The following is a 23,988-nucleotide window of genomic DNA, read 5'->3' as shown; positions in this document are numbered from 1 at the left end:
TAAAAGTTAGGAAGGGTGTTGCTTTTCCTCTAGGCTAACGTCATCGACGCTAGCCCGAGAAATATTATGCGGAAAGCATGAGTGAATCTGCTTTCGCTTCTAAGTTTGAGTTACCCATTAAGAAGTCATCAATGGCAATTGCACATTCACGACCTTCATTAATACAACGTACAACCAGAGATTGACCAGTACGCATATCACCAGCAGCGAAAACGCCTTTCTGGTTGGTCGCAAAGCCTTCAGAAGCAACGTTACCACGCTCGTCCAGTTTAATGTCTAGCTGAGCAAGCACGCCTGTTGGCTCTGGGTGTAAGAAGCCCATTGCAAGGAATGCCATGTCACAAGGGATAACACGTTCAGAGTTCGCTACTTCATCAAAACCTGGACGTTCGCCTGGTTTTGCGTCTTGCCAAACGATGTCAGCGATACGAAGTCCGGTTACATTACCGTTATCGTCAGAGATGAACTCTTTAGTCAGGATGTTCCAATGACGTTCACAACCCTCTTCGTGAGAAGTGGTCGTTTTCATGATCATTGGGTATTGAGGCCAAGGCATATTTGCAGGGCGTTTCTCTGGTGGGATCGGCATGATCTCAACCTGAGTAATGCTTGCTGCTTTATGACGGTTTGATGTGCCCACACAGTCAGACCCCGTATCACCACCACCGATAACCACAATGTGCTTATCTTTAGCGTGAAGTTCTTCTGTCTTAAGATCTAGGTCGTTGGCACGGCGGTTGTTTTGACCAAGGAATTCCATGGCAAAGTGAACGCCTTTCAGCTCACGACCTGGGATTGGCAAGTCACGTGGAACCGTAGAACCACCCGTTAGCAATACCACATCAAATTCTTGGCGTAGCTGTTGAGCATTAACATCAACACCGATGTGTTGGTTCACTTTAAACTCAACGCCAGCTTCAGCCATTAGGTTGATCTTACGATCAATCACGTCCATACCCAGTTTGAAATCTGGGATACCGAAGCGAAGTAGACCACCGACTTTCTCGTCACGTTCAAATACCGTTACCGAGTGACCAGCGCTGTTTAGCTGCTCAGCTGCGGCTAAGCCAGCAGGACCTGAACCGATAACCGCGACAGTTTTACCTGTACGAGAGCGTGGTGTCTTAGGTTTTGCGTACCCTTCACGGTACGCAGTTTCTACAATCGTTTTCTCGATATTACAGATAGTGATTGGGTCTTGGTTGATGCCAAGAACACAGGCACTTTCACAAGGAGCAGGACAAACACGACCTGTAAACTCAGGGAAGTTGTTGGTAGAGCTTAGAATGTTCCAAGCCTCTTCCCAGCTGTCACGATAAACCGCGTCATTGAATTCTGGGATGATGTTACCAATCGGACAGCCGTTGTGACAGAAAGGTACGCCACAGTCCATACAACGAGATGCTTGAGTACTGATCTTTTCACCAAACTCTTCGTTAAGTACGAACTCTTTGTTGTCTTCAATTCGAACTGACGGGTCGAGCTTTTTTGGAAGCTCACGACCGTGTTCTAAAAATCCAGTAGGCTTACCCATTATACTGCCTCCACTTCTTCCGTTTGTGCCTGTTGTGCTTCAGCTTTACGCTTCTCAAGAACTGCTTTGTAGTCGCGTGGCATTACTTTAACTAGTGATGCGACACTTACTTCAAAGTTGTCTAGGAAAGACTGAGCAACTTCACTTCCTGTGAATTCAACATGCTTCGTTAGCATATCTAGTAGAAGATCTTTATCTTCTTGTTCAATTGGATCTAGGTCTACAAGTTCTGCGTTGAGCTTGGTTTCGAAGTCGCCTGCTTTATCCCAAACATAAGCGACACCGCCACTCATACCTGCAGCAAAGTTACGACCCGTTGAGCCAAGGATAATTGCCGCGCCACCTGTCATGTATTCACAACCGTGGTCACCAACACCCTCAACAACAACCTTCGCACCAGAGTTACGAACACAGAAACGTTCGCCAGCCATACCGCGAATGAAAGATTCACCTGAGGTTGCACCGTAGAAACATACGTTACCCACAACGATGTTGTCTTCAGCAACGATAGTAGATTTCGCATCTGGGTACAGTACCAAAGTACCGCCAGACAGACCTTTACCCCAGTAATCGTTCGCGTCGCCTTCTACTTCGAACTTAACGCCTTTCGCAAGGAACGCACCGAACGATTGACCTGCACTACCGTGGAACTTAACGTTCATTGGCTGTGGTAAACCTTGGTCTTTGTAAACCTTCGAGATTTCGTTCGACAGCATCGTGCCTGCTGAACGGTCCGTGTTGATGATAGGGAACTGAGCGGTAACCGCTTCACCTTTCTCAAGCGCTGGGATTGCAGCCTGAATCAACTTACGGTCTAGAACGTCTTCAAGATTATGATTCTGTGTTGTCTGGTTGTAGATACCATCTTCTGCACGAGCCTGCTCAATGTGCAGTACTGGTGTTAGATCTAGGTTCTTGTACTTCCAGTGACCGATGTCATCACGAACTTTAAGTTTGTGCGATTGACCAACCATCTCATCAATAGAGCGGAAGCCAAGTTCAGCCATTACTTCACGTAGACCTTCAGCCATGTATTGGAAGAACGTTACTACGTCTTCTACGCGGCCGTCGAAACGCTCACGAAGAGTTTTGTTTTGTGTTGCGATACCAACAGGACATGTATTCTTGTGACACTTACGCATCATGATACAGCCTTCAACAACTAGAGCAGCTGTTGCTACGCCCCATTCTTCAGCGCCAAGTAACGTTGCGACTGCAAGGTCACGTGGTGTTTTCATCTGACCATCAGACTGAACAACGATACGGTTACGTAGGCCGTTTTTCAGTAGTGTTTGGTGCGTTTCCGCTAGACCCAGTTCCCAAGGCAGACCAGTGTGGCGGATAGAAGACATCGGAGATGCACCCGTACCACCATCAAAACCTGCGATAAGTACCACATCAGCTTTCGCTTTTGCTACACCTGATGCAATCGTACCTACGCCTGCTTCTGATACTAGCTTCACGTTGACACGGCCGTTACGGTTCGCGTTTTTCAGATCGTAGATCAGCTGAGCCAAATCTTCGATTGAGTAGATATCGTGGTGTGGCGGTGGAGAGATAAGACCTACGCCCGGAGTCGAGTGACGTGTTGCACCGATCCAATCATCAACCTTATCACCAGGTAGTTGACCACCTTCGCCAGGTTTCGCACCTTGAGCCATCTTGATTTGCAGCTCATCAGCGTTAGATAGGTAGTAAGACGTTACACCAAATCGGCCAGAAGCTACCTGTTTGATTGCTGAACGTTCCCAGTCACCGTTTTCTTTACGTTCGAAACGAGCTGGATCTTCACCACCTTCACCTGAGTTTGACTTCGCGCCAATGCGGTTCATTGCAACAGCCAGTGTTGAGTGAGCCTCATGTGAGATTGAACCAAAGCTCATTGCGCCGGTTGCAAAACGCTTAAGGATGTTCTCGATGGGTTCTACTTCCGCTAGAGGAATAGAGCCTGCTGGGTTCTTGATGAAATCCAGTTGGCTACGTAGCGTTGCTGCGTTGTCGCCTTGGTCATCAACTGCTTTTGCGTACTTCTTGAATTGACCGTAATCTTTGTTACGCGTCGACTCTTGAAGTAGAGAAATCGTTTCAGGGTTGAATAGGTGCTTCTCGCCACGTTGTTTCCACTGGTAAACACCGCCAACATCAAGGATCTGAGCTGGGATTTCACGAGCTGGGTAACCAACACGGTGACGAACCAGCACTTCTCGTGCGATATCATCGATCGTTAGACCTTGGATACGAGAAACAGTACCAGTGAAGTATTTTTCAACCACTGACTTGCTTACACCAAGTGCTTCAAAGATTTGCGCACCGTGGTAAGACTGTAGCGTAGAGATCCCCATCTTAGAGAAGATCTTCAGTAGACCGCCGTTGACACCTTTACGGTAGTTATCGAATAACTCACGTGGGTGTACGTTTGGATCTAGCTTCTTCGTACGTTGCAGTTCAACAATCGTTTCAATAACTAGGTATGGGTTAACTGCGTTCGCACCGTAGCCGATTAGCGTTGCAAAGTGGTGTGTCTCGCGAGCATCGCCCGTTTCAACAACAATGTCACACTTAGCTCTTAGACCTTTACGGATAAGATGGTGGTGAACCGCGCCAACTGCCAGCATTGCTGGAATAGCGGCGTGGGTAGAGTTAACCGCACGGTCTGTCAGTAGGATGATAGAGTAGCCATCAATCACGGCGTCTTCTGCGTATTGGCAGATACGCTTAAGTGCGCGCTCTAACTTACCGTTGTCTCCGTTTGCTTGGAATACGATATCCAGCGTCTTCGCTTGAAGGTGCTCGTTATCGATTGCACGTAGCTTCTCTAACTCAGAGTTAGACAGAACTGGAGACTCAAGTTCTACTTTTTGACAGTGTTCAGGCGTTTCAGCAAGTAGGTTCTGATCCTTACCTAGGTAAGTGTTCAGAGACATAACCATACGCTCACGAATCGGATCGATTGGCGGGTTAGTTACTTGTGCAAATAATTGCTTGAAGTAGTTTGAAAGGTGCTGCGATTGATGAGAAAGAATCGCTAGCGGCCAGTCAGCGCCCATTGCAGAAAGTGGCTCGTAGCCTGTTTTCGCAAGAGGTAGAATGATTTCGTTTACTTCTTCAGAGCTCACACCAAACGATTGTTGTTTATGAAGCAACTTTTCTGGAGAAGGTTGGTTAAATTCGTTGTTCGCATCAGGTAGCTTTTTCAAGCTCAGAAGGTTCTTTTCAACCCATTTTTCGTAGGGTTGTGCTTTAGCAATACCGTCTTTCACTTCTTCGTCAGAAATGATGCGGCCTTGCTCAAGGTCAGCAACGAAGATACGACCTGGTTGTAAACGACCACGGTATTCAACATTTTCGGGAGCGATCTCAACAACACCAGATTCAGACGCCATCACTAGGAAGTCGTCTTTCGTTACTGTGTAGCGAGAAGGACGCAGACCGTTACGGTCAAGTGTTGCACCAACTTGAACACCATCAGTGAAGCAGACAGAAGCTGGGCCATCCCATGGTTCCATTACGTTCGCGTGGTACTGGTAGAGCGCACGACGAGTTGGATCCATGTTTTTGTTTTCTTGCCATGCTTCAGGGATCATCATCATTAATGCGTGTGGCAGAGTACGACCTGAAAGAACAAGTAGCTCAAGCGCCATATCGAAGTTTGATGAATCCGAGCTACCTTCCTGACAGATAGGAAGCAGCATGTCGATTTCAGCTTGTGTAAACAGATCCGACTCTAGGATTGCTTCACGTGCTTTCATCCAGTTTAGATTGCCGCGAACCGTATTGATTTCGCCATTATGCGCGATGTAACGGAAAGGCTGAGCCAGACGCCAACGAGGGAATGTATTGGTAGAGAAGCGAGAGTGTACCAGTGCTAGAGCTGTCACCATGGTTGGGTTTTGCAGGTCTAGGAAGTACTGAGGAACTTGTTCTGTTGTTAGCTGACCTTTGTACACCAATGTCTTGTAAGACATAGAGTTGATGTAGAAGTCGTCACCGATGTTTGACACGCTTTCTAGGCATACACGAACCGTGTAGTTACGTAGAACATACAGTTTACGCTCAAGCTCTTCTGGTGTGATACCAGGGCCGCCAGAAATAAATACGTGTTCAAATTGAGGTTCAGTGCTTAGTGGGTCAGCACCAATCATTGAATTGTCAGTTGGAAGTTCTCGGTAACCGATAACTTCTAACTCAAGGCGCTGTGCATTGCGTTCTAGAATGTCACGACACTGTGCACGTTTGTATTCATCCTTAGGGAAAAGTACAACACCAACACCATATTTTTCAAAAGATGGCAGTTTAATTCCAAGCTTTACGGCTTCTTCTAGTAAGAATTCGTGTGGCTTCTGTAGCAGGATACCTGCACCATCACCAGAACACGGATCACAGCCTTGGCCGCCACGGTGTTCCATACGTGCAAGCATATCGAGTGCTTGAGTTACTACATCATGAGATTTGCGATTCTTAAGATGAGCAACAAAACCGATACCACAAGCGTCATGCTCCAATTCAGGAGTATACAGACCCTGTGAGTTCTGCTCTTGATCTACCATAGATACATCCTTCCAGTTAAATCTAGGCGCAACTTCTTTGTATAAAGTTAGCCTTGTCCTTTTATATTTATGGGTCTAAACCTGCCTATGCTGGCGGTTTGAATCCTTTCCGTATCTCGCAGGAAAAGTATTGCGAGAAAAACAATCCTTAGTGATATCCGTTTGTTTTTGACCACAAACTAGTGGTTTATATAGGTGGGGTATGGACATCACCGACTTATTGGCAAGTTTTCGATGTAAGTAAACACTCAGAAATAGCCAATATGTGTAAGTATCCTACAATTTTGTCTAGGCGAATTGCAATGAAAGTTAACCGATGTAGACCATTTTTTTCGTTTTGTTTTGAATTTAATGCCTAACAAATGTGCAACATTAGGCAAATAGAGCTTATTTTTTGCATGTTTATTGATATTTGATAGGTTGCTCGCAAAAATCCTTGCGTAAACTAATTGGTCGAATTTTGCAGGGATGTAATTTTTTTTCAAAAAAGACTGATATTCATTCTTATTTACTTGAGTGCTTTGAAAATATGCAATTACACGAGTTAGTTAATACTATCGGCCAAGATTTCCAACGTCGTTATGGCGAGAAGGTTCACAAGCTGACACTTCACGGTGGGTTTAGTTGCCCAAACCGAGACGGGACAATTGGCCGTGGCGGTTGTACCTTCTGCAATGTAGCTTCTTTTGCCGATGAACAAACTCAAGTTCAAAGTATTGCTGATCAATTAACAGATCGTGCGGGTGAAATCGCTCGTGCCAAGAAGTATCTTGCTTATTTTCAGGCGTACACCAGTACTTACGCTGAGGTGCAGGTACTCAAGAATATGTATGAAGAGGCTCTAAAAGCACCCGGAGCAGAGATTGTTGGCCTTTGTGTTGGCACTAGACCAGACTGCGTGCCGGATGCGGTACTCGATCTGCTCGCGGAGTACGTTAAGCAAGGTTACGAAATTTGGCTAGAGCTCGGCCTGCAAACAACCAATGATAAAACCCTCAAGCGAATTAACCGCGGACACGATTTCACTGTGTATGAAACGATCACCCAGCGCGCACGTGCTTTAGGAATCAAGGTATGTACTCACCTTATTGTCGGCCTGCCCAAAGAAACCAAAGCGGATAACCTTGAAACTCTAGAGAAGGTATTAGCAGCTGGCACTGATGGTATCAAGCTTCACGGGCTTCATATTGTTGAAGGCAGTACCATGGCTAAAGCCTGGAAGGCAGGAAAGCTAGAAGCACCAAGCCTTGAGGAGTACATTGATATCGCGAGTGAGATCATTCAACGCACACCAGCGGACGTGGTTTATCATCGTGTATCTTCTGCGGCGAGACGCCCGACACTACTCTCCCCTTTATGGTGTGAGAACCGTTGGTTGGCGATGACTGAGATTGGTCGTTCGCTTGATAAAACCGGCGCACAAGGCATTAAAACAGGCTTTGCATTCGAGTACACGCAACCTGTTTTAAACGCGACCAATTGATAGGGATGGGTGACTGTAGGTAACAGCAGATAAAACCAACAAATAGTGGTAACATTTCCCTCACAGAATTTATAAGTATAGATTGAGAGCAGATGGAACTGGTAATGACTTGGTTATGGGATAGGGCGTATGGCTACGGTATATATATCGTTGTTCTATTGCTGATAGGTCTCATCTGCTGGCATATTTATTTACGTTACCAGTCATATATTGAACAGCTTCTTCTCGCTACGCCTTCACCTCTTTATTTTGTTGACATCCGAAGTGGCGAGATCTTGTACGCCAATCGCCAAGCCATGCAGTTGCTTGGTATCCGCCAAATCGGTACTCACTTTCGTTTTCCAACAGTGGAAGCTGAGAATAGTTTTCGTCATTATCTCACTGATCACATCAACTCTCGAACGTTTGAGTATCTCTCGTCCTGGGTTCTTTCTGAATTTGAGTCTTTTAAGATCAACTTGGTGGGTCGTAAGATCCACTTTAGAAGTAGAAAGGCTTGGATGATACATGCTTCCCCTTATAAAAGTACCAACGAAGAGATTTCCCAAGAGGTTCGTGATCTCAATGTTGCTCGTACCGCTTTGGATTCTTTATCTGAGTTGGTCTATGTCATCGATCAAAAGGGTGAATTGGTCGCGAGTAATCGTGCGTTTAAAAAGTTTTGGCATGGTCGCCCTGAAGAGGGCACTTTAAGTGTGTCTAGTGGTGCCTTAAAAGGTCGTGTCAGTGAGCGCTCATGGACCACAGACCAAGATGGTAAGGGGTGTCTCCTTGAAACTTATCAAAGTGTCTTGCTCTCGCAAAGTGGGGAAACCATAGGTACGCTCTCGATAAGTCACGATGTGACGGATTGGCATGACATGCAGCAACAACTGCGTGGGGAAATGGAAAAGCGTAAAGATACTGAAGTTGCACTTGCACAACGTGACACCATTTTACAAAACATCTTGGAAGCGAGCCCTGACTCGATTGGTATCTTCAACGAAAATATGGTTTACCAGGCGTGTAATAAGCCATTTGTGGCGGCGTTGGGTATTTCTGAAGTCAGTGATTTAGTGGGTAAACGTCTACAAGACGTAGTACCAAATAGCATTTATATGCGCGTATCAGAGAGTGATCGTCAAGTGCTTCATCAAGGTAACTCGTTGCGTTACATCGACAAACTGGTTTCAAGTGATGGAGAGTTTACTTGGTATGATGTAGTGAAGTCGCCTTTTAGAGACCCTGCATCGAGTACCAATGGTGTACTGATCATGGCACGTGATATCACAGAACGTTACCTCGCCGAGCAGAAACTTGAAGAAGCCAATTTAGAGCTTGAGCGCCTCAGTTTTATGGATAGTTTAACTCAGGTATCCAATCGACGTCGCTTCGATGAGCAGCTGTCTACATTGTGGCATCATCATGTGCGTGAGAAATTGCCGTTGACGATTATGCTGTGTGACATCGACTTCTTTAAAGGCTATAACGATTTCTATGGACACCAACAAGGTGACGATGCTTTGATTCAGGTTTCACAAGCCTTTAAGCAGGTGTTGAATCGCTCTTCGGATTGCGTGGCTCGATACGGTGGTGAAGAGTTTGGCTTTATTCTCCCAAACACAACCACAGAAGGTGCGCTTATGGTCGCTCGTCGAATTCATGATGAAGTGCAAAAACTAGGATTAGCTCATGAGAAGTCGACAGTGTCAGACTCCATCACGGTGAGTATTGGTATTGTCTCTTATATACCAACACCTGATGACGAAATGGAGTCTGCTGTTGCCTTGGCTGACAGTGCGTTGTATCAAGCGAAATCTGATGGTCGAAATCGTTCGATAGTGCATCCATACTCTATTCACTAACTTTATAGAATGGGTAACTTAGTGACTCCGTCTTTTTCTTGTTTAGCATTTATATTACTTGGCTAATATTTATGTGGCTTGGCTAGTATTGATATTGCTTGGTTAGTATTAATATTGGTTGATTAACCTTCGATATTACCGCTAATCTCTTGCTGCGTGTGATGTAGCTAGCTTACCTACTTTCTTCAAACAAGGTAGAATGTTGCTAGTCTTATCGCGTGGAGCGCTAAATGAAACCCATGAAAAATCTTGCCCAGTATTACGTGGATCTGCTCGTAAAATTGGGGATTGTCCGCTTTTCTATCTTACTCGCCCTAGCGCTTGTTGCCCTTGCTGTTGTTGTACAAGTCGGTATCACCCTCGCACTCAAAGGTAATGTTGATGATATCGACATTGTCCGTTCGGTTTTCTTCGGTCTAGTGATCACACCTTGGGCGGTCTATTTTCTTTCAGTCGTGGTCGATCAACTGGAAGAGTCTCGCCAAAGGTTGGCTAAACTGGTCTCTAAGTTGGGTGACATGCGAGAGCGAGATCAAGAGCTCAACAATCAACTGCAACTCAATATCGAAAAGCTCAACCAAGAAATTGAAGATCGTGAAAAAGCAGAAGAAGCGCGTGCAGAAGCAATGCATGATCTTGAGAACGAAGTGTTTCAGCGTGAGCGAACTCAGCTTGAATTAGCAGAACGTACGGCGCTGTTGCGCTCGTTTATCGATGCCTCGCCTGACCTCATTTATTATCGCAATGAAGATGGGGTGTTTTCTGGTTGCAACCGAGCGGTTGAAGAACTCACGGGCAAAACAGAAAAAGAGCTAGTCGGTTTGACGCCTTGGGATGTTTACAGCAAAGAGGTCGCTCAACAAGTTGTTGAAACTGATAAGAAAGTCTTTGCTGACAACCAAGCTTTGACCTATGACCAATGGCTTGAATACCCAGATGGACGTAAGAGTTACTTCGAACTGCGTAAGGTGCCTTTCTACAGTAAAGATGGTCGCCACCTTGGCTTGGTTGGTTTTGGTCGTGATATTACCGAGCGTAAAGAGCACCAAGAATCATTAGAGAAAGCCAGCCGCGATAAGACCACCTTTATCTCAACCATTAGCCACGAGCTAAGAACACCGCTCAATGGCATCATCGGCTTGAGCCGCATGTTATTGGATAGCCAGCTGACGACCGAGCAGCGTAAGCAGATGCAAACCATCAAGGTGAGCGCGGTAACGTTGGGTAATATCTTTAACGATATTATCGACATGGATAAGTTCGACCGCCGTAAGCTTGAGCTATTCCCAACCCCTATCAATTTTGAAGATTTCGTTGTTGAGATCGAAAGTATTTCTGCTTTAATGGCAGAGCAGAAAGGGTTGAGGTTTGATCTAGAAAGATTGTCCGATCTCCCATCTGCAGTTGAGGTGGATGGTACTCGTCTTAGACAGGTATTGTGGAATCTTGTAAGCAACGCGATGAAGTTCACCAAAGATGGTGGTGTCGTGATGACGGTCAGCGCTGAAATTGATGGCGATTTTGCCAACATCACGATGGAAGTAGAAGATACCGGGATAGGTATCCCTGAAAGTGAAATCGAGAAGATCTTCGCGATGTACTATCAGGTGAAATCGGGAACTGACAATTTACACGCTGTCGGTACCGGAATTGGTCTTGCTGTATCTCAACAGCTGATCAATATGATGGATGGTCACATTGAAGTCACCAGTGAAGAGGGTTTTGGTAGTACCTTTACGGTTTCGATTCGAGTTCCAGTTAATCACGATACTCAGGCTCTGATCAAAACGCCAAGAAAGCAGTCCAATCTTAAGATCTTCATGGTCGAAGATATTGAACTCAATATCACAGTAGCTCGCTCTTTACTTGAAAGCCTAGGCCATGAAGTGACAGTCGTAATGACGGGTAAAGAGGCACAAATCGTTTTCAACCCGAAAGATTATGACTTGGTATTACTGGATATCCAGTTACCAGATATGACTGGTTTCGACATTGCCCAATACTACCGCGAGAAATATAGCCAATTGCCGCCTTTGGTGGCATTAACCGCGAATGTATTAAACAATAAGCAAGAGTATTTCCAGAAAGGTATGGATGAAGCGATCAGTAAACCACTGTCGGTTCGTGCAATCCAGGATGTCATCAGCGAGTTGATTGAGGATGCCCCAGAGGTTATTGAGAAAGCCGAGGGCATTGATACAGTAAAGGATGTTGAAAAAGTAGCAGGTGTTGAGAAAGTAACAGCGAGTAAGCCGGCTCTTTCAACGATTGATACCACTTTGCTTGATATTGATATGCTAGAGTCTTATGTTGACATTGTCGGGTCGAAACCTGTTTTGGATAGTATCGTGATGTTTGAAGATATGATGCCGGAATATATGGAAATATTGAATTCCAATATGGTTGCGAAAGATCAAGACAGTATCGTTTCTGAGGCACACAAGATTAAAGGTGCAGCAGGTTCCATTGGCCTGAAACGCATACAGCAAGTTGCTCAGAAAGCTCAATCTCCAGATATGCCTGCGTGGTGGGAGAACATTTCAGATTGGGTTGATGAAATAAATAACGAATACCAAAATGATATTGAAGTCTTAAAGAGTTGGTTAAATCAAAGGTAGAAGAATGATGAAAAAATTAGCATTTGCCGCATGTGTAGTAGCATTAGCGGGTTGTTCTGCGCCACAAGTAGAATGGCAGCAAGATAATCAAGTCGAAGTATCTGCAGCGACAGTCACAATGAAAAGCAACCTGTGGCACAACAAAATGCCTACGATTGGGGAGGCTCAAGATAAGACTTTGCATGGTGCTATCTACCTAGAGTCTGACTCTCAATTACCAGCAACACTTGCGGTTGAGAGTATGACGGTTAAACAGGGTGCAGATACCTTGTTGGTAACTGCTGACGATTTAGATTTAAGAACACATAGTGAAACGCAGTGGGAAGTCGCTTTTGTATGGCAGTTAGAGATCGACAGTGATAAGCCTGTTGATGTTGCGATTGAACTCAAAGATGGCGAAACCGTGAAGTGGTTAGTCGAGAAAGACGTGAAGGTAGATACGGTTTACTAAAACCTTAGCGAACAATGAAGAATAAAAAAGGGAGAATGCGTTGGCATTCTCCCTTTTTAATAACGATTGTTCACGCTTCGATTGCTAGAAGTACTAACTGTTTATAAGTACTAACTGTTTATAAGTACTAACTGGTTAGAGTGCTATCGGTTTAGAAGTGCTAATCGACGGCAAGAACTAAACGGCCAGAAGCGCGAATCGAATTAGTCTTCTAGGTCACCACAAAAGCGGTAGCCTTCACCGTGAATCGTCGCGATGATTTCTGGCGTACCAGAAACAGATTCAAAGTGCTTACGAATACGACGGATTGTTACGTCTACAGTACGATCGTGTGGCTTAAGCTCACGGCCAGTCATCTTCTTAAGAAGGTCTGCACGTGTTTGGATCTTACCTGGGTTCTCACAGAAGTGAAGTAGAGCACGGAACTCTGAACGAGGTAGCTTGTAGCCTTCGCCATCTGGGCTAACCAGAGAACGACTGTTGATATCTAGTACCCAACCATTGAACTCGTACTTCTCAACGCTACGCTTTTCTTCTTGAACAGAGCTTGTGCTCATTGAACGGTTAAGAAGGTTACGTGCACGGATAGTCAGCTCACGAGGGTTGAAAGGCTTAGTGATGTAGTCATCAGCGCCGATTTCTAGGCCAAGGATCTTATCAACTTCATTATCACGACCAGTTAAGAACATAAGCGCTACATTTGCTTGCTCACGTAGTTCACGCGCAAGTAGTAGGCCATTCTTACCTGGAAGGTTGATGTCCATAATTACAAGGTTAACTTGGTTATCAGATAGCACTTGGTGCATCTCTTCACCGTCGCTAGCCTCAAAAACAGCATATCCCTCTGCTTCAAAAATACTCTTTAGAGTGTTACGAGTTACTTGCTCATCTTCAACGATAAGAATCTGCGGGGTTTGCATTTGGCGGTACCTAAATTTGTGACGAAACTGTGCTAATAGAATAAATTCTAGGCAAAACATAACATACAGGTAATGTATTTTTGATGATAACTTAAAGTTTTCAAAAAAAACACTTACTTCCAGCTATCTGCCTTCCTTGAAGTATTGCCCAATAACGTAGATCCAGTACGCCTTTCAATCATTCTTTTAGTGATTTAAGAGGATTCTATAATGTTAACAGCATGCTAACAACGCGAGAATGTTAATTCCATTCACTTTGTTGATTTACATCAATTGCCGTATCGCAACAAACTTTAATAGTATGGCTACAACTTAACCAATGTTATGGTGACTATTTAGCACCAAAATAAGAATGATTATTCGAGATGTTTCGCACATCTTGCTTGCTAAAGACCAGACTATGAACCAAGGAAGCTGAAAGCTACCCTTAGAGTCTAGTAGATAAATATGCTCAATCAACTTTTATTTCGTATTAAATTGGGCATAGAGCAATGAAAACAAAGGATTAATTTTAATAATATATAAAAGCATAGAGGCTCACCTGACTTAATAGGTTTGCCTTACTCACGGAGGATATATGCACGATATAACACCTGACTTATGTGATGAGTTTGAAAGCAAAGTCACGCTACTGAATATGCCATTACAGAACTTCGGCCAGCGTGGTGCGTTCTGGGGAAAAATTGTAACAGTTCGTTGTTATCACGATAATTCCAAGGTTCGTGAGGTTTTAGAGACCGATGGCTGCGGCAAAGTACTCGTTGTAGACGGCAATGGCTCGTGTCAAAAAGCGTTACTTGGCGACCAATTGGCGATTCTAGCCATAGAAAATGGTTGGGAAGGCGTCATTGTGAATGGTGCGGTGCGTGATGTTGCGATGATGGCGCAGATGGATCTTGGTATTCAAGCTCTCGGAGCCTCTCCATTTAAAACCGAGAAGCACGGTGTTGGGCAAGTGAATGTGACGCTCTCTATACACAATCAACTGATTCAGCCCGGTGATTACATTTATGCCGATTGGAATGGTGTGTTAATTTCAACGGAATTGTTGATTGAATCTTAACGGGCTCATCGATAAAGAAGTGGGATAGATTAGAAGCGAAACCCTAATCCTACCTCAACACCTTGTTGCCACTCTTCATAATCAAGGGTGGCATGCATATCTAGATTATCGGTTAGCTGCACGCGGCTGGAAAGCTCTGCGGCTACCGATTTCTCACTGTCTTCTGTTTCATTGTTATAGGTGTGTAGAGAGCTGTTGAAAGAGACTCTTTCGGAAAACTGATAACTAACACCACTCAAGAATCCACTCTCATATTTCAGTGCAGCAGTGTTGATTCGTGTACCGACATAAAGATCCACATCAGAAAACAAGCTATAAGAATAACCACTGTCTACTGTCCAAGTATCAAAGCTTTCACTCGATGCACTTTGCGTGGAGATAAAAAACTTATGGGCAGAGCTATCGATTTGACTGGGGAGCAAAGGCAAACTGCTCAGTAGCGGTAAACTGTTCGCTGAACAAACAACAGGCATAGCAAAGACTAAAAGAATAAGTAATCTCTTCATTTCCCACTCCTGATGTCATTATTATTGTTTTTCGAACGTTATTGTTCAATTAAAGCACAGGACTTGTATGTTCGCTGTACTATCGATAGAGCATTTTGTTATGACTATATATGCAACTGATTACTTCTGTTTGTTTGATGAGTTAATCCAGTCTCTGAATGGCAGGTTGATGCAGGGTGTTTTATCTCTTAAATGAAGGTTTGCTCTGAAAAACGGTGTGAATGTAAAAAAAACGCAACTTTTCATTGACGCATAGTAGTAAAAATTGATACACGTAGAGTAAAGCACAAGCAGAGAATTTGATATGCAGCATGTAAGCCACCTAGTAATGACCACCACCATTATTATTACCGACATTCACATTGTTGGGGCAGGCTGCTAAGTAACGGATTTTAAAAAAAAGGCCTGTATCCAACAAGATACAGGCCTTTTTTTGTACCATTTTTATGACTTATGGAGAAAGGGATGCGCGTTTTAAAGTTTGGAGGTTCATCATTAGCTGATGCAGATCGTTTTTTACGAGCGGCTGATATCATCGCTAATAATGCCCAGCAAGAAGAGCTAGCCGTTGTACTATCGGCTCCAGGAAAAACAACCAATAAGCTGGTTGCTGTTATTGAAGCAGCACTAAAAAATGGTGAAGCAGACGTACAGATCACCGAGATCGAATCATCATTCGCTGCATTGTTTGCAGAGATTCAAGCGGTATTGCCGTCAGTAGATGGCTCTGCGTTTCAAGAGCAAGTCGATACCTCTCTTGCTCAACTTAAGCAGTTCGTGAATGGTATTAACCTACTGGGCATGTGCCCGAATCACGTAAATGCTCGTATCATTAGTAAAGGTGAGCGAGTTTCAATCCAGCTAATGAAAGCGGTGCTGGAAGCGAAAGGCCAACCAGCAAGCCTGATTGACCCTGTGGAATACCTCTATGCTCAAGGTGATCATCTTGAAGCTATGGTGGATGTGGATGTTTCAACTCAGAACTTCCGCCAATCACCGCTTCCTAAAGGTCACGTAAATATCATGCCGGGCTTTACTGCTGGTAATGAAAAAGGCGAGCTAGTAACGCTTGGCCGTAACGGCTCTGACTACTCAGCTGCAGTTCTAGCGGCATGTCTACGTGCTGATTGCTGTGAGATTTGGACTGACGTCGATGGTGTTTACAACTGTGACCCACGCTTAGTGGATGATGCCCGTCTTCTTAAATCACTTAGCTACCAAGAAGCGATGGAGCTTTCTTACTTCGGTGCTTCAGTTCTACACCCGAAAACTATCGCACCTATCGCACAATTCCATATTCCATGTCTGATCAAAAACAGCTTCAACCCACAGGGAGCAGGCACTTTGATTGGCCAAGACACTGGCGAAGATAACCTGGCGATCAAAGGTATCACTACGCTAAGTGACCTAACGATGGTTAACGTATCAGGCCCAGGTATGAAGGGCATGGTAGGCATGGCGAGTCGTGTATTCGGCGCGATGTCTTCTGCAGGCGTTTCTATTGTCCTTATTACTCAATCTTCTTCTGAGTACAGCATCAGCTTCTGTATTGAATCGGCTGACAAAGTGAAAGCGAAGCAAGTGTTATCAGATGCGTTTGAACTCGAACTTAAAGATGGCCTATTAGAGCCAGTTGAGTTCATGGATGATGTTGCGATTGTGACGCTGGTGGGTGACGGTATGCGTACATCACGTGGTGTCGCTTCTCAGTTCTTCTCTTCTTTAGCTGAAGTGAACGTTAACATCGTTGCTATTGCTCAAGGCTCTTCAGAGCGCGCTATCTCTGCGGTTATCCCGGAAGATAAAATCTCAGAAGCAATCAAAGCGTGTCATGAAAACCTATTTAACTCTAAGCACTTCCTTGACGTCTTCGTTGTCGGTGTTGGCGGTGTTGGTGGTGAGCTTGTTGACCAGATCCAACGTCAACAAGGCAAACTGGCTGAAAAAGGCATCGTGATTCGCGTATGTGGTTTAGCAAACAGCAAAGGCTTGCTGCTAGACAGCGATGGTCTACCGCTAGAACAGTGGCGTGATCGTATGTCGAGTGCGACAGAAGAGTTTAGCCTAGCGCGTTTAGCGGCACTTGTTCAACGTAATCACATCATCAACCCTGTGTTGGTTGATTGTACGTCTAGCGAAGGTATTGCAGGACAATACGCAGATTTCCTAGCGGCTGGTTTCCACGTTGTAACACCAAACAAAAAAGCCAACACAGCAAGCATGGCTTACTACCATCAGCTTCGTGAAGTGGCGCGTAACTCTCGTCGTAAGTTGATGTACGAGACAACAGTAGGCGCAGGTCTACCGGTAATCGAAAACTTACAGAACCTAATCTCTGCAGGTGATGAGCTTGAGAAGTTCAACGGTATTCTTTCTGGTTCACTGTCTTACATCTTCGGTAAGCTGGATGAGGGTATGACACTCAGCCAAGCAACCAACATTGCTAAAGATAACGGCTTCACTGAGCCGGATCCTCGTGATGATCTGTCTGGTATGGACGTTGCGCGTAAGCTGCTTATTCTTGCTCGTGAAGCGGGTATGGCACTTGAGCTTGAAGATGTTGAAGTTGACCAAGCATTGCCACCGGGTTTTGATGACTCAGGTACAGTTGACGAGTTCATGGCTCGCTTGCCAGAAGCGGATGCATACTTCAAAGAGCTGTCAGCTATCGCAGCAGAAGAAGGCAAAGTACTTCGTTATGTGGGTGAGATCGCTGAAGGTAAATGTAAAGTTCGTATCGCAGCTGTTGATGGCGATGACCCAATGTTTAAGATTAAAGATGGCGAGAACGCTCTGGCATTCTACAGCCGTTACTACCAGCCAATCCCACTCGTTCTGCGTGGCTACGGTGCAGGTACTGAAGTTACAGCAGCAGGCGTATTCTCTGATGTGATGCGTACTCTTGGTTGGAAATTAGGAGTTTAGGAATGAGTTCAAGTGATATGGATGTTGTCGTTTATGCTCCTGCATCAATCGGCAATGTCAGTGTAGGGTTTGATGTGCTGGGGGCCGCTGTGTCTCCAGTGGATGGTACATTGCTTGGTGACCGAGTAATGGTTAAAGCCGGTGATGAACCGTTCTCGCTAAAAACAGCAGGCAGCTTTGTTTCTAAGCTGCCAACTGAAACCAAAGAAAATATTGTCTACGACTGCTGGGTTGTGTTCTCTCGCGAGTTAGACAAGAAAGGTATCTCAGTTAAGTCTCTAGAGATGACGCTAGAGAAGAACATGCCTATCGGCTCTGGTTTAGGGTCGAGTGCATGTTCAATTGTCGCGGCGCTTGATGCCTTGAACCGTTTTCATGGCCAACCGTTGAATGAAACTGAACTGCTTGCTCTGATGGGTGAAATGGAAGGTAAGATTTCAGGTGGCATACATTACGATAACGTAGCGCCATGTTACCTTGGTGGTGTGCAATTAATGTTGGAAGAGCTTGGTATCATTAGCCAAGAGGTTCCATGTTTTGACGATTGGTATTGGGTAATGGCTTACCCGGGCATCAAGGTTTCGACGGCTGAAGCGCGAGAGATCTTGCCTTCTCAGTATCGCCGTCAAGATGTGATTGCCCATGGTCGTCATTTAGCTGGCTTTATTCATGCTTGTCACTCTGGTCAGCCAGAGCTAGCCGCTAAGATGATCAAAGACGTGATTGCTGAACCATATCGTGAGAAACTGCTTCCAGGGTTTGCTGATGCTCGCAAATATGCAACGTCAGCAGGAGCATTAGCTACTGGAATTTCTGGTAGTGGCCCTACGCTATTTAGCATTTGCAAAGAACAAGATGTCGCCGAGCGTGTTGCACGCTGGTTAGAACAAAACTACGTACAAAATGAAGAAGGATTCGTCCACGTTTGTCGCTTAGATAAACAAGGTTCGATCGTTACAGGAAGTGAGTTATGAAGCTGTACAACATCAAAGAAAACGATGAGCAAGTCTCTTTTGGCCAAGCCGTTCGTCAAGGTCTAGGTCGTAATCAAGGTCTATTTTTCCCATCAGAGCTGCCTAAGTTCGATGACATCGATGCACTACTTGCAGAGGACTTTGTCCCTCGTAGTTCAAAGATTCTTTCTGCTCTAATTGGTGATGAGTTACCAAAAGAACAGATTGATCAACTAGTGGATGCGGCATTCCAATTCCCAGCACCGATCAACCAAGTGAAAGACGGTGTTTACGCACTTGAACTGTTTCACGGTCCAACGTTAGCATTTAAAGATTTCGGTGGCCGTTTTATGGCTCAATCTTTGGCTGCGGTTTCTGATGGTGGTCAAATCACAATCTTAACGGCTACATCGGGTGATACTGGCGCTGCGGTTGCACACGCATTCTACGGCATGGAAAACATCAATGTTGTTATCCTGTACCCGAAAGGCAAGATCAGCCCACTGCAAGAAAAGCTATTCTGTACGTTAGGTAAGAACATTCATACTGTCGCGATTGATGGCGATTTTGATGCGTGTCAGGCACTAGTAAAAGATGCGTTTGACGATGCTGAACTGCGTAAAGAAATTGGCTTAAACTCAGCAAACTCAATCAACATCAGCCGTTTGATGGCTCAGATCTGTTACTACTTTGAGGCGGCTTCTCAGCTAACCAAAGAGCAACGTGAAAATCTGGTTATCTCTGTACCAAGTGGTAACTTTGGTAACCTAACTGCGGGTCTATTAGCGAAAGCGCTAGGCTTACCGGTTAAACGCTTCATTGCAGCAACCAACGAAAACGACACGGTTCCCCGTTACCTAGAAACAGGTCAATGGGATCCAAAACCAACGGTTGCGACAACATCGAACGCGATGGACGTGAGCCAACCAAACAACTGGCCACGTATCGAAGAGCTTTGCCAACTGAAAGGTTGGGGACTGGATACTTTGGGTAAAGGTAAAGTATCTGATGAGCAGAGTGCTGAATCAGTACGTGATCTAAAAGCTCAAGGTTACCTGTGTGAACCTCATGGTGCGATTGCTTACCGTCTATTGGAAGAGCAACTGCAAGAGAGCGAGACAGGCCTTTTCTTATGTACGGCACACCCTGCGAAATTCAAAGAAGTGGTTGATGACATCTTAGGTACTGACATTGAACTTCCTGGTCCGCTAGCAAAACACGCGGTGATGGAGTTGTTGTCTGAAGATCTAGATAACGATTTTGAAGCGCTAAAAGTAGTGCTTCGTCGAGTTCAACCGTAACGTACATCTGTATTGTTGAACAAATAAAAACGGCGCTCAATGAGCGCCGTTTTTGTATTCTAATTCAAGCTCTAAAAATTATAGAGACTCAGTGAACGTACGTGCGATAACGTCACGTTGCTGTTCAGTCGTTAGAGAGTTGAAACGTACAGCGTAACCCGATACACGGATAGTTAGCTGTGGGTAGTTCTCTGGGTGAGCAACAGCATCTTCTAGCGTTTCACGCTTAAGAACGTTAACGTTTAGGTGTTGACCACCTTCGATGCGTGGTGCTGCTTCGATAGCAACTTCACGGCTTTCGTACTCGCCTAGGTCTGCAGCTGAGATAACTTGGTCAGCTTCGAAACCTGAAGTAGCAACAACACAACGAGCTTCGTTCTTCTCGCTGTCTAGTAGCCAGATTGAGTTTAGTAGGTCGTCGTTTGCTGCTTTAGTAATTTGAATACCTTGGATCATAACTATCTCCTAGTCCACTTTATGTGGTTTGATTATGGTGTTAACTTTCGAATTTTATTGAGCTGAGTAATATATACCTAGTTTGTGGTAATTTAATATTGATTTAAGTCAAAAAACAACCAAAAACCTCATTTTTTTCAAGGTGATTACTTTGAGTTAAATCAATAAAACCTTTGAAAACAAAGTAATTACAAAATATTTTAAAGTATAAAAAATATTTAACAGTCTTGTTTGTTGTAAGTTTACTACATTTGTTGTGTTTTTATTGAACGACAAACGATACGACCCTTTATTTATTAAGCATTCTGAAAGTGTAAAGTGATTTAATGACAAACAATAATTCATCCTCAAAACCTCAAACCAATATTAAGTTTATTGGTGCTCATGTGTCTGCTGCTGGTGGTGTTGATCAGGCGCCAATGCGCGCAAGAGAGATCGGTGCCAATGCTTTTGCGCTGTTTACCAAAAACCAAAGACAGTGGGCAGCAAAGCCGCTGGAAGCGAAAACCATTAGTGCGTTTAAAGCCAACTGTAAGATGTTGGGCTTTAGTGCTGAGAATATTCTACCTCATGACTCCTACCTTATTAACCTAGGAGCACCAGAAGAAGAGAAGCTAGAGAAATCACGTGCGGCTTTTATTGATGAAATGGAGCGTTGTAACCAACTAGGACTCACGCTTTTGAATTTTCATCCTGGGAGTCATTTGAAGAAAATCTCAGAAAGCGAATGTTTGGCCAAGATCGCTGAGTCTATCAACTTGGCTCATCAAGCGGTGCCTGATGTGATTGCCGTGATTGAGAATACCTCAGGGCAGGGGACGAACCTTGGCTGGAAGTTTGAGCAACTAGCAGAGATCATCGACCAAGTAGAAGATAAATCACGCGTTGGTGTGTGTTTAGACACTTGCCATACTTTTACAGCCGGTTATGACCTACGAACAAAAGAAGCATGTGAGCATACTTTTGCTGAGTTCGACCGCATTGTCGGCATGCACTATCTAAGAGCAATGCACATCAATGATTCAAAAGCTGAGTTTGCAAGCCGTGTAGATCGACACCATTCTTTAGGAAAAGGCGAAATAGGCTGGGATTGTTTTGAGTATATAGCCTCTGATTCTCGCTTTAATGGTATCCCTCTTATTTTAGAAACCATTGATTCGACTATCTGGAAAGAGGAAATTCAACAACTTAGGATGTTCCATCGCTCAGCAACGCTAGCGAGCGAAGAAGCGTAATAATAGAGGGAATAATTAATTTCCTTCTACTCCTAAAAATTGGCACCTTTCTTTCATAGTATTAAAGTGAATATGTAGTTCACGATGTCTTAGAGGAGGTGCCTTTATGTATTCACAAGCCCAAACTTCAACTGTATCTGCTGCTCGCCGTTTACCAACCCCAAACCGTCATGTGCATAACCACGGTCACCATCGTACACAGCAGAAAAGTGGTGAATCGAGATAAACACAACTTGAACTGATTATTATGATTCATCAACAAGTGAACCCTACACATCATGTTTATTGATAGCTGTATGAGGTATAAATAGGGCGTGTTGATCTTTCGAGCTGATTTTTGCAGCGAGTTGCTGGGTATTTATACAAGGCAGAGGCTTTGACGTGTAGCTAGCCTACATGAGAAGCCGCTAACGCAGTAGAAATGACCAGCAAACGCTGCCCGGAGGGTTCGGCTAAAAGCGTTTTACTCTTTGTTGAGGGAGATTTGCTTAGAATGACTATGCTACTTCTCCCTCGCCGCGATTAAAACGCTTTTATCTCGAACAAAATTTAACCACGAAAGGTCAACACGCCCTAAAGCCTTATTTAGGACAGTTAGCCGATACAGCTATTTTTTGTCTGGCGAAAGCCCCTAGAAACCTTGATGATTGGGAAGTAAAACGATGAGCGCACCAAAGACTTGGGAATCCATTATTAATGATGAACGTGACAAAGAGTACTTTCAGAGTGTCCTCGCGTTTGTTGAACAGCAACGCAATAGTGGGAAAACCGTCTACCCTCCTCAAGAGCAGGTGTTCAGTGCCTTCGATATGACGCCTTTCGAGTCCGTACGCGTGGTTATCCTAGGGCAAGATCCTTATCACGGCGCTAACCAAGCTCATGGCTTAGCTTTTTCTGTACTGCCAGGTGTAAAAATCCCTCCTTCTCTACGTAATATGTACAAAGAGCTTGCACAAGATATAGAGGGCTTTGAGATCCCGAGTCATGGCTACCTCGACACTTGGGCATCTCAAGGGGTGTTGATGTTGAACACTGTCCTTACAGTAGAAGAGGCAAAAGCCCACTCACATGCTAAGTGTGGTTGGGAAACCTTTACCGATGCCGTTATTGCAGAGCTCAATCAGCGCTCTGAACCGATCATCTTCTTGTTGTGGGGCGCACACGCCCAGAAGAAAGGCCAAGCGATTGATGCAGACAAGCACCATGTGTTGGTTGCACCTCATCCATCACCATTATCAGCACGCCGTGGTTTCTTCGGTTGTCAGCATTTTTCGATGACCAACGAGCTACTCTCTTCTATTAATCAACAGCCTATCGATTGGACATTACCACTGGCACTGTAGATTGATGGTTTTCTGAGCAGGGTCAAACCACAAATTGCTATCTTCATATACACTTATAAATAGTAGGTGTAATGGAGTGCAATACTATGATGATTGAAAGGATAAGACGAGAGCATGGCTATATGGCTCGTTTGCTCGCGATACTCAACAGTAAGTTAGAGTTTCTGAAACAGGAGCGAGAAATAAACTATAGCCTGATCGCAGAGGTGGTTCATTATCTGATGAACCATTCAGACAAGGTGCATCACCCGAAAGAAGATGTTATTTATCGTTACTACCTTAAGCAATATGGCAGTGATCAAGTGATTGAAGACTTGGAACTGGAGCATCAATTGCTTTCTGAGAAAACGGCGGACTTTTTAGGTGTGGTCGATATGATCCTTCAAGATGCGGTGGTTCCTCAACAAGTATTTATTGAGCAGCTTGAAGCTTTTGTTAAAGCTCAACGAAAACACATGGAATATGAAGAGAAGCATGTGTTACCAATGATTGTTGAGTCGTTCACTGTTAAAGATTGGCAAGAGGTGGAGTCTCAATGGCTTCAACCTGAAGACGACCCTGTCTTTGGAGAGACAATTGCTGATGAGTACCGCCAACTCGCGGCTCGTGTTCGACAAAATGAACAAGAGTGCGTTTAGCCAGTTGTCATGTTGAAGCGTGACTATTTTAGATGCTCTCTATATTAGAGGGCTAGTTCCCAAATGATGCTTTGAGCGGATTAAATACCTCATAAAATAAAAAAGGCACCTATTACAGGCAACACCTATCATTTAAGGTGTTTAGATCGCACAGTGTAGCGAGTCTTACTA

The 23,988-nt window shown here is 44.5% G+C and carries 16 protein-coding genes and 1 other annotated feature; of the genes, 11 read left to right on the top strand and 5 right to left on the bottom strand.

Going from position 1 to position 23,988, the window contains the following annotated elements; all coding sequences use genetic code 11:
• Positions 1-64 precede the first annotated feature (64 nt).
• Together AB6D80_RS15425 and gltB are read right to left on the bottom strand one after the other, a co-directional pair.
• A complete protein-coding gene (locus tag AB6D80_RS15425; protein ID WP_017098322.1) occupies positions 65-1,534 on the bottom strand; it encodes a glutamate synthase subunit beta in 1,470 nt (489 codons plus the stop codon).
• Positions 1,534-6,081, bottom strand: coding sequence for a glutamate synthase large subunit (gene gltB, locus AB6D80_RS15420; protein ID WP_372188975.1), 4,548 nt, complete (start codon positions 6,079-6,081; stop codon positions 1,534-1,536). The genes AB6D80_RS15425 and gltB overlap by 1 nt, the downstream gene beginning before the upstream one ends.
• Positions 6,082-6,610: 529 nt before the next feature.
• Here gltB and AB6D80_RS15415 point away from each other — a divergent pair.
• The 4 genes from AB6D80_RS15415 (at position 6,611) to AB6D80_RS15400 (ending at position 12,477) form a co-directional block, all read left to right on the top strand.
• On the top strand, positions 6,611-7,564 hold the full coding sequence (locus AB6D80_RS15415; protein ID WP_372188973.1) for a TIGR01212 family radical SAM protein: 954 nt from the start codon (positions 6,611-6,613) through the stop codon (positions 7,562-7,564).
• Between the two features lie 92 nt (positions 7,565-7,656).
• Entirely contained in the window at positions 7,657-9,408 is a 1,752-nt protein-coding gene (locus AB6D80_RS15410) for a diguanylate cyclase domain-containing protein (protein WP_372188972.1), read from the top strand.
• Between the two features lie 230 nt (positions 9,409-9,638).
• The gene (arcB, locus tag AB6D80_RS15405; RefSeq protein ID WP_139683849.1) at positions 9,639-12,026 is read left to right on the top strand and encodes an aerobic respiration two-component sensor histidine kinase ArcB; all 2,388 of its coding nucleotides are present in this window, start codon (positions 9,639-9,641) and stop codon (positions 12,024-12,026) included.
• A gap of 7 nt (positions 12,027-12,033) precedes the next feature.
• Complete coding sequence (locus AB6D80_RS15400) at positions 12,034-12,477, top strand: hypothetical protein (RefSeq protein ID WP_372188979.1); 444 nt, start codon at positions 12,034-12,036, stop codon at positions 12,475-12,477.
• 203 nt (positions 12,478-12,680) lie between these two features.
• Here the strand turns inward: AB6D80_RS15400 and arcA are convergent, their stop codons facing one another.
• Entirely contained in the window at positions 12,681-13,397 is a 717-nt protein-coding gene (gene arcA / locus AB6D80_RS15395) for a two-component system response regulator ArcA (protein ID WP_004741534.1), read from the bottom strand.
• Between the two features lie 577 nt (positions 13,398-13,974).
• Here arcA and AB6D80_RS15390 point away from each other — a divergent pair.
• The gene (locus AB6D80_RS15390; RefSeq protein ID WP_017098326.1) at positions 13,975-14,460 is read left to right on the top strand and encodes a putative 4-hydroxy-4-methyl-2-oxoglutarate aldolase; all 486 of its coding nucleotides are present in this window, start codon (positions 13,975-13,977) and stop codon (positions 14,458-14,460) included.
• 29 nt (positions 14,461-14,489) lie between these two features.
• On the opposite strand, the gene AB6D80_RS15385 is transcribed toward AB6D80_RS15390, so the two are convergent.
• Positions 14,490-14,966: a ribonuclease regulator gene (locus tag AB6D80_RS15385; RefSeq protein WP_269335560.1), complete on the bottom strand. Its 477-nt coding sequence runs from the start codon at positions 14,964-14,966 to the stop codon at positions 14,490-14,492.
• A gap of 317 nt (positions 14,967-15,283) precedes the next feature.
• Positions 15,284-15,402 (top strand) — a sequence feature (Thr leader region).
• A 29-nt stretch (positions 15,403-15,431) separates the two neighbouring features.
• On the opposite strand from AB6D80_RS15385, the gene thrA reads away from it, so the two are divergent.
• The 3 genes from thrA to thrC are packed head-to-tail and all read left to right on the top strand — an operon-like array spanning position 15,432 to position 20,145.
• A complete protein-coding gene (gene thrA / locus AB6D80_RS15380; protein ID WP_371707254.1) occupies positions 15,432-17,891 on the top strand; it encodes a bifunctional aspartate kinase/homoserine dehydrogenase I in 2,460 nt (819 codons plus the stop codon).
• Between the two features lie 17 nt (positions 17,892-17,908).
• A complete protein-coding gene (gene thrB, locus AB6D80_RS15375) occupies positions 17,909-18,865 on the top strand; it encodes a homoserine kinase (RefSeq protein ID WP_009848413.1) in 957 nt (318 codons plus the stop codon).
• A complete protein-coding gene (gene thrC, locus AB6D80_RS15370; protein ID WP_371707255.1) occupies positions 18,862-20,145 on the top strand; it encodes a threonine synthase in 1,284 nt (427 codons plus the stop codon). The genes thrB and thrC overlap by 4 nt, the downstream gene beginning before the upstream one ends.
• A 78-nt stretch (positions 20,146-20,223) precedes the next feature.
• Here the strand turns inward: thrC and grcA are convergent, their stop codons facing one another.
• Entirely contained in the window at positions 20,224-20,601 is a 378-nt protein-coding gene (grcA, locus tag AB6D80_RS15365; protein ID WP_009848415.1) for an autonomous glycyl radical cofactor GrcA, read from the bottom strand.
• Between the two features lie 326 nt (positions 20,602-20,927).
• Between grcA and nfo the strand changes: the two genes are divergently transcribed.
• The 3 genes from nfo to AB6D80_RS15350 all read left to right on the top strand — a co-directional run bounded on the left by nfo (position 20,928) and on the right by AB6D80_RS15350 (position 23,817).
• Complete coding sequence (gene nfo / locus AB6D80_RS15360; RefSeq protein WP_371707257.1) at positions 20,928-21,836, top strand: deoxyribonuclease IV; 909 nt, start codon at positions 20,928-20,930, stop codon at positions 21,834-21,836.
• A gap of 662 nt (positions 21,837-22,498) precedes the next feature.
• A complete protein-coding gene (gene ung / locus AB6D80_RS15355) occupies positions 22,499-23,179 on the top strand; it encodes a uracil-DNA glycosylase (protein ID WP_371708746.1) in 681 nt (226 codons plus the stop codon).
• A gap of 86 nt (positions 23,180-23,265) precedes the next feature.
• Positions 23,266-23,817, top strand: a complete 552-nt coding sequence (locus AB6D80_RS15350; RefSeq protein WP_371708745.1) for a hemerythrin domain-containing protein — start codon at positions 23,266-23,268, stop codon at positions 23,815-23,817.
• Positions 23,818-23,988 lie beyond the last annotated feature (171 nt).

Source organism: Vibrio sp. 10N.247.310.17 (genome assembly GCF_041466605.1).
In the GTDB taxonomy this organism is placed as follows: Bacteria; Pseudomonadota; Gammaproteobacteria; order Enterobacterales; family Vibrionaceae; genus Vibrio; species Vibrio tasmaniensis_A.
This window is presented reverse-complemented; position numbering and strand designations above follow the sequence as displayed.

Bases quoted from the DNA above. Each gene is read 5' to 3' on its own strand.
- AB6D80_RS15425 (WP_017098322.1), bottom strand. From the start codon at position 1,534: ATGGGTAAGCCTACTGGATTTTTAGAACACGGTCGTGAGCTTCCAAAA.
- gltB (WP_372188975.1), bottom strand. From the start codon at position 6,081: ATGGTAGATCAAGAGCAGAACTCACAGGGTCTGTATACTCCTGAATTG.
- AB6D80_RS15415 (WP_372188973.1), top strand. From the start codon at position 6,611: ATGCAATTACACGAGTTAGTTAATACTATCGGCCAAGATTTCCAACGT.
- AB6D80_RS15410 (WP_372188972.1), top strand. From the start codon at position 7,657: ATGGAACTGGTAATGACTTGGTTATGGGATAGGGCGTATGGCTACGGT.
- arcB (WP_139683849.1), top strand. From the start codon at position 9,639: ATGAAACCCATGAAAAATCTTGCCCAGTATTACGTGGATCTGCTCGTA.
- AB6D80_RS15400 (WP_372188979.1), top strand. From the start codon at position 12,034: ATGAAAAAATTAGCATTTGCCGCATGTGTAGTAGCATTAGCGGGTTGT.
- arcA (WP_004741534.1), bottom strand. From the start codon at position 13,397: ATGCAAACCCCGCAGATTCTTATCGTTGAAGATGAGCAAGTAACTCGT.
- AB6D80_RS15390 (WP_017098326.1), top strand. From the start codon at position 13,975: ATGCACGATATAACACCTGACTTATGTGATGAGTTTGAAAGCAAAGTC.
- AB6D80_RS15385 (WP_269335560.1), bottom strand. From the start codon at position 14,966: ATGAAGAGATTACTTATTCTTTTAGTCTTTGCTATGCCTGTTGTTTGT.
- thrA (WP_371707254.1), top strand. From the start codon at position 15,432: ATGCGCGTTTTAAAGTTTGGAGGTTCATCATTAGCTGATGCAGATCGT.
- thrB (WP_009848413.1), top strand. From the start codon at position 17,909: ATGGATGTTGTCGTTTATGCTCCTGCATCAATCGGCAATGTCAGTGTA.
- thrC (WP_371707255.1), top strand. From the start codon at position 18,862: ATGAAGCTGTACAACATCAAAGAAAACGATGAGCAAGTCTCTTTTGGC.
- grcA (WP_009848415.1), bottom strand. From the start codon at position 20,601: ATGATCCAAGGTATTCAAATTACTAAAGCAGCAAACGACGACCTACTA.
- nfo (WP_371707257.1), top strand. From the start codon at position 20,928: ATGACAAACAATAATTCATCCTCAAAACCTCAAACCAATATTAAGTTT.
- ung (WP_371708746.1), top strand. From the start codon at position 22,499: ATGAGCGCACCAAAGACTTGGGAATCCATTATTAATGATGAACGTGAC.
- AB6D80_RS15350 (WP_371708745.1), top strand. From the start codon at position 23,266: ATGATGATTGAAAGGATAAGACGAGAGCATGGCTATATGGCTCGTTTG.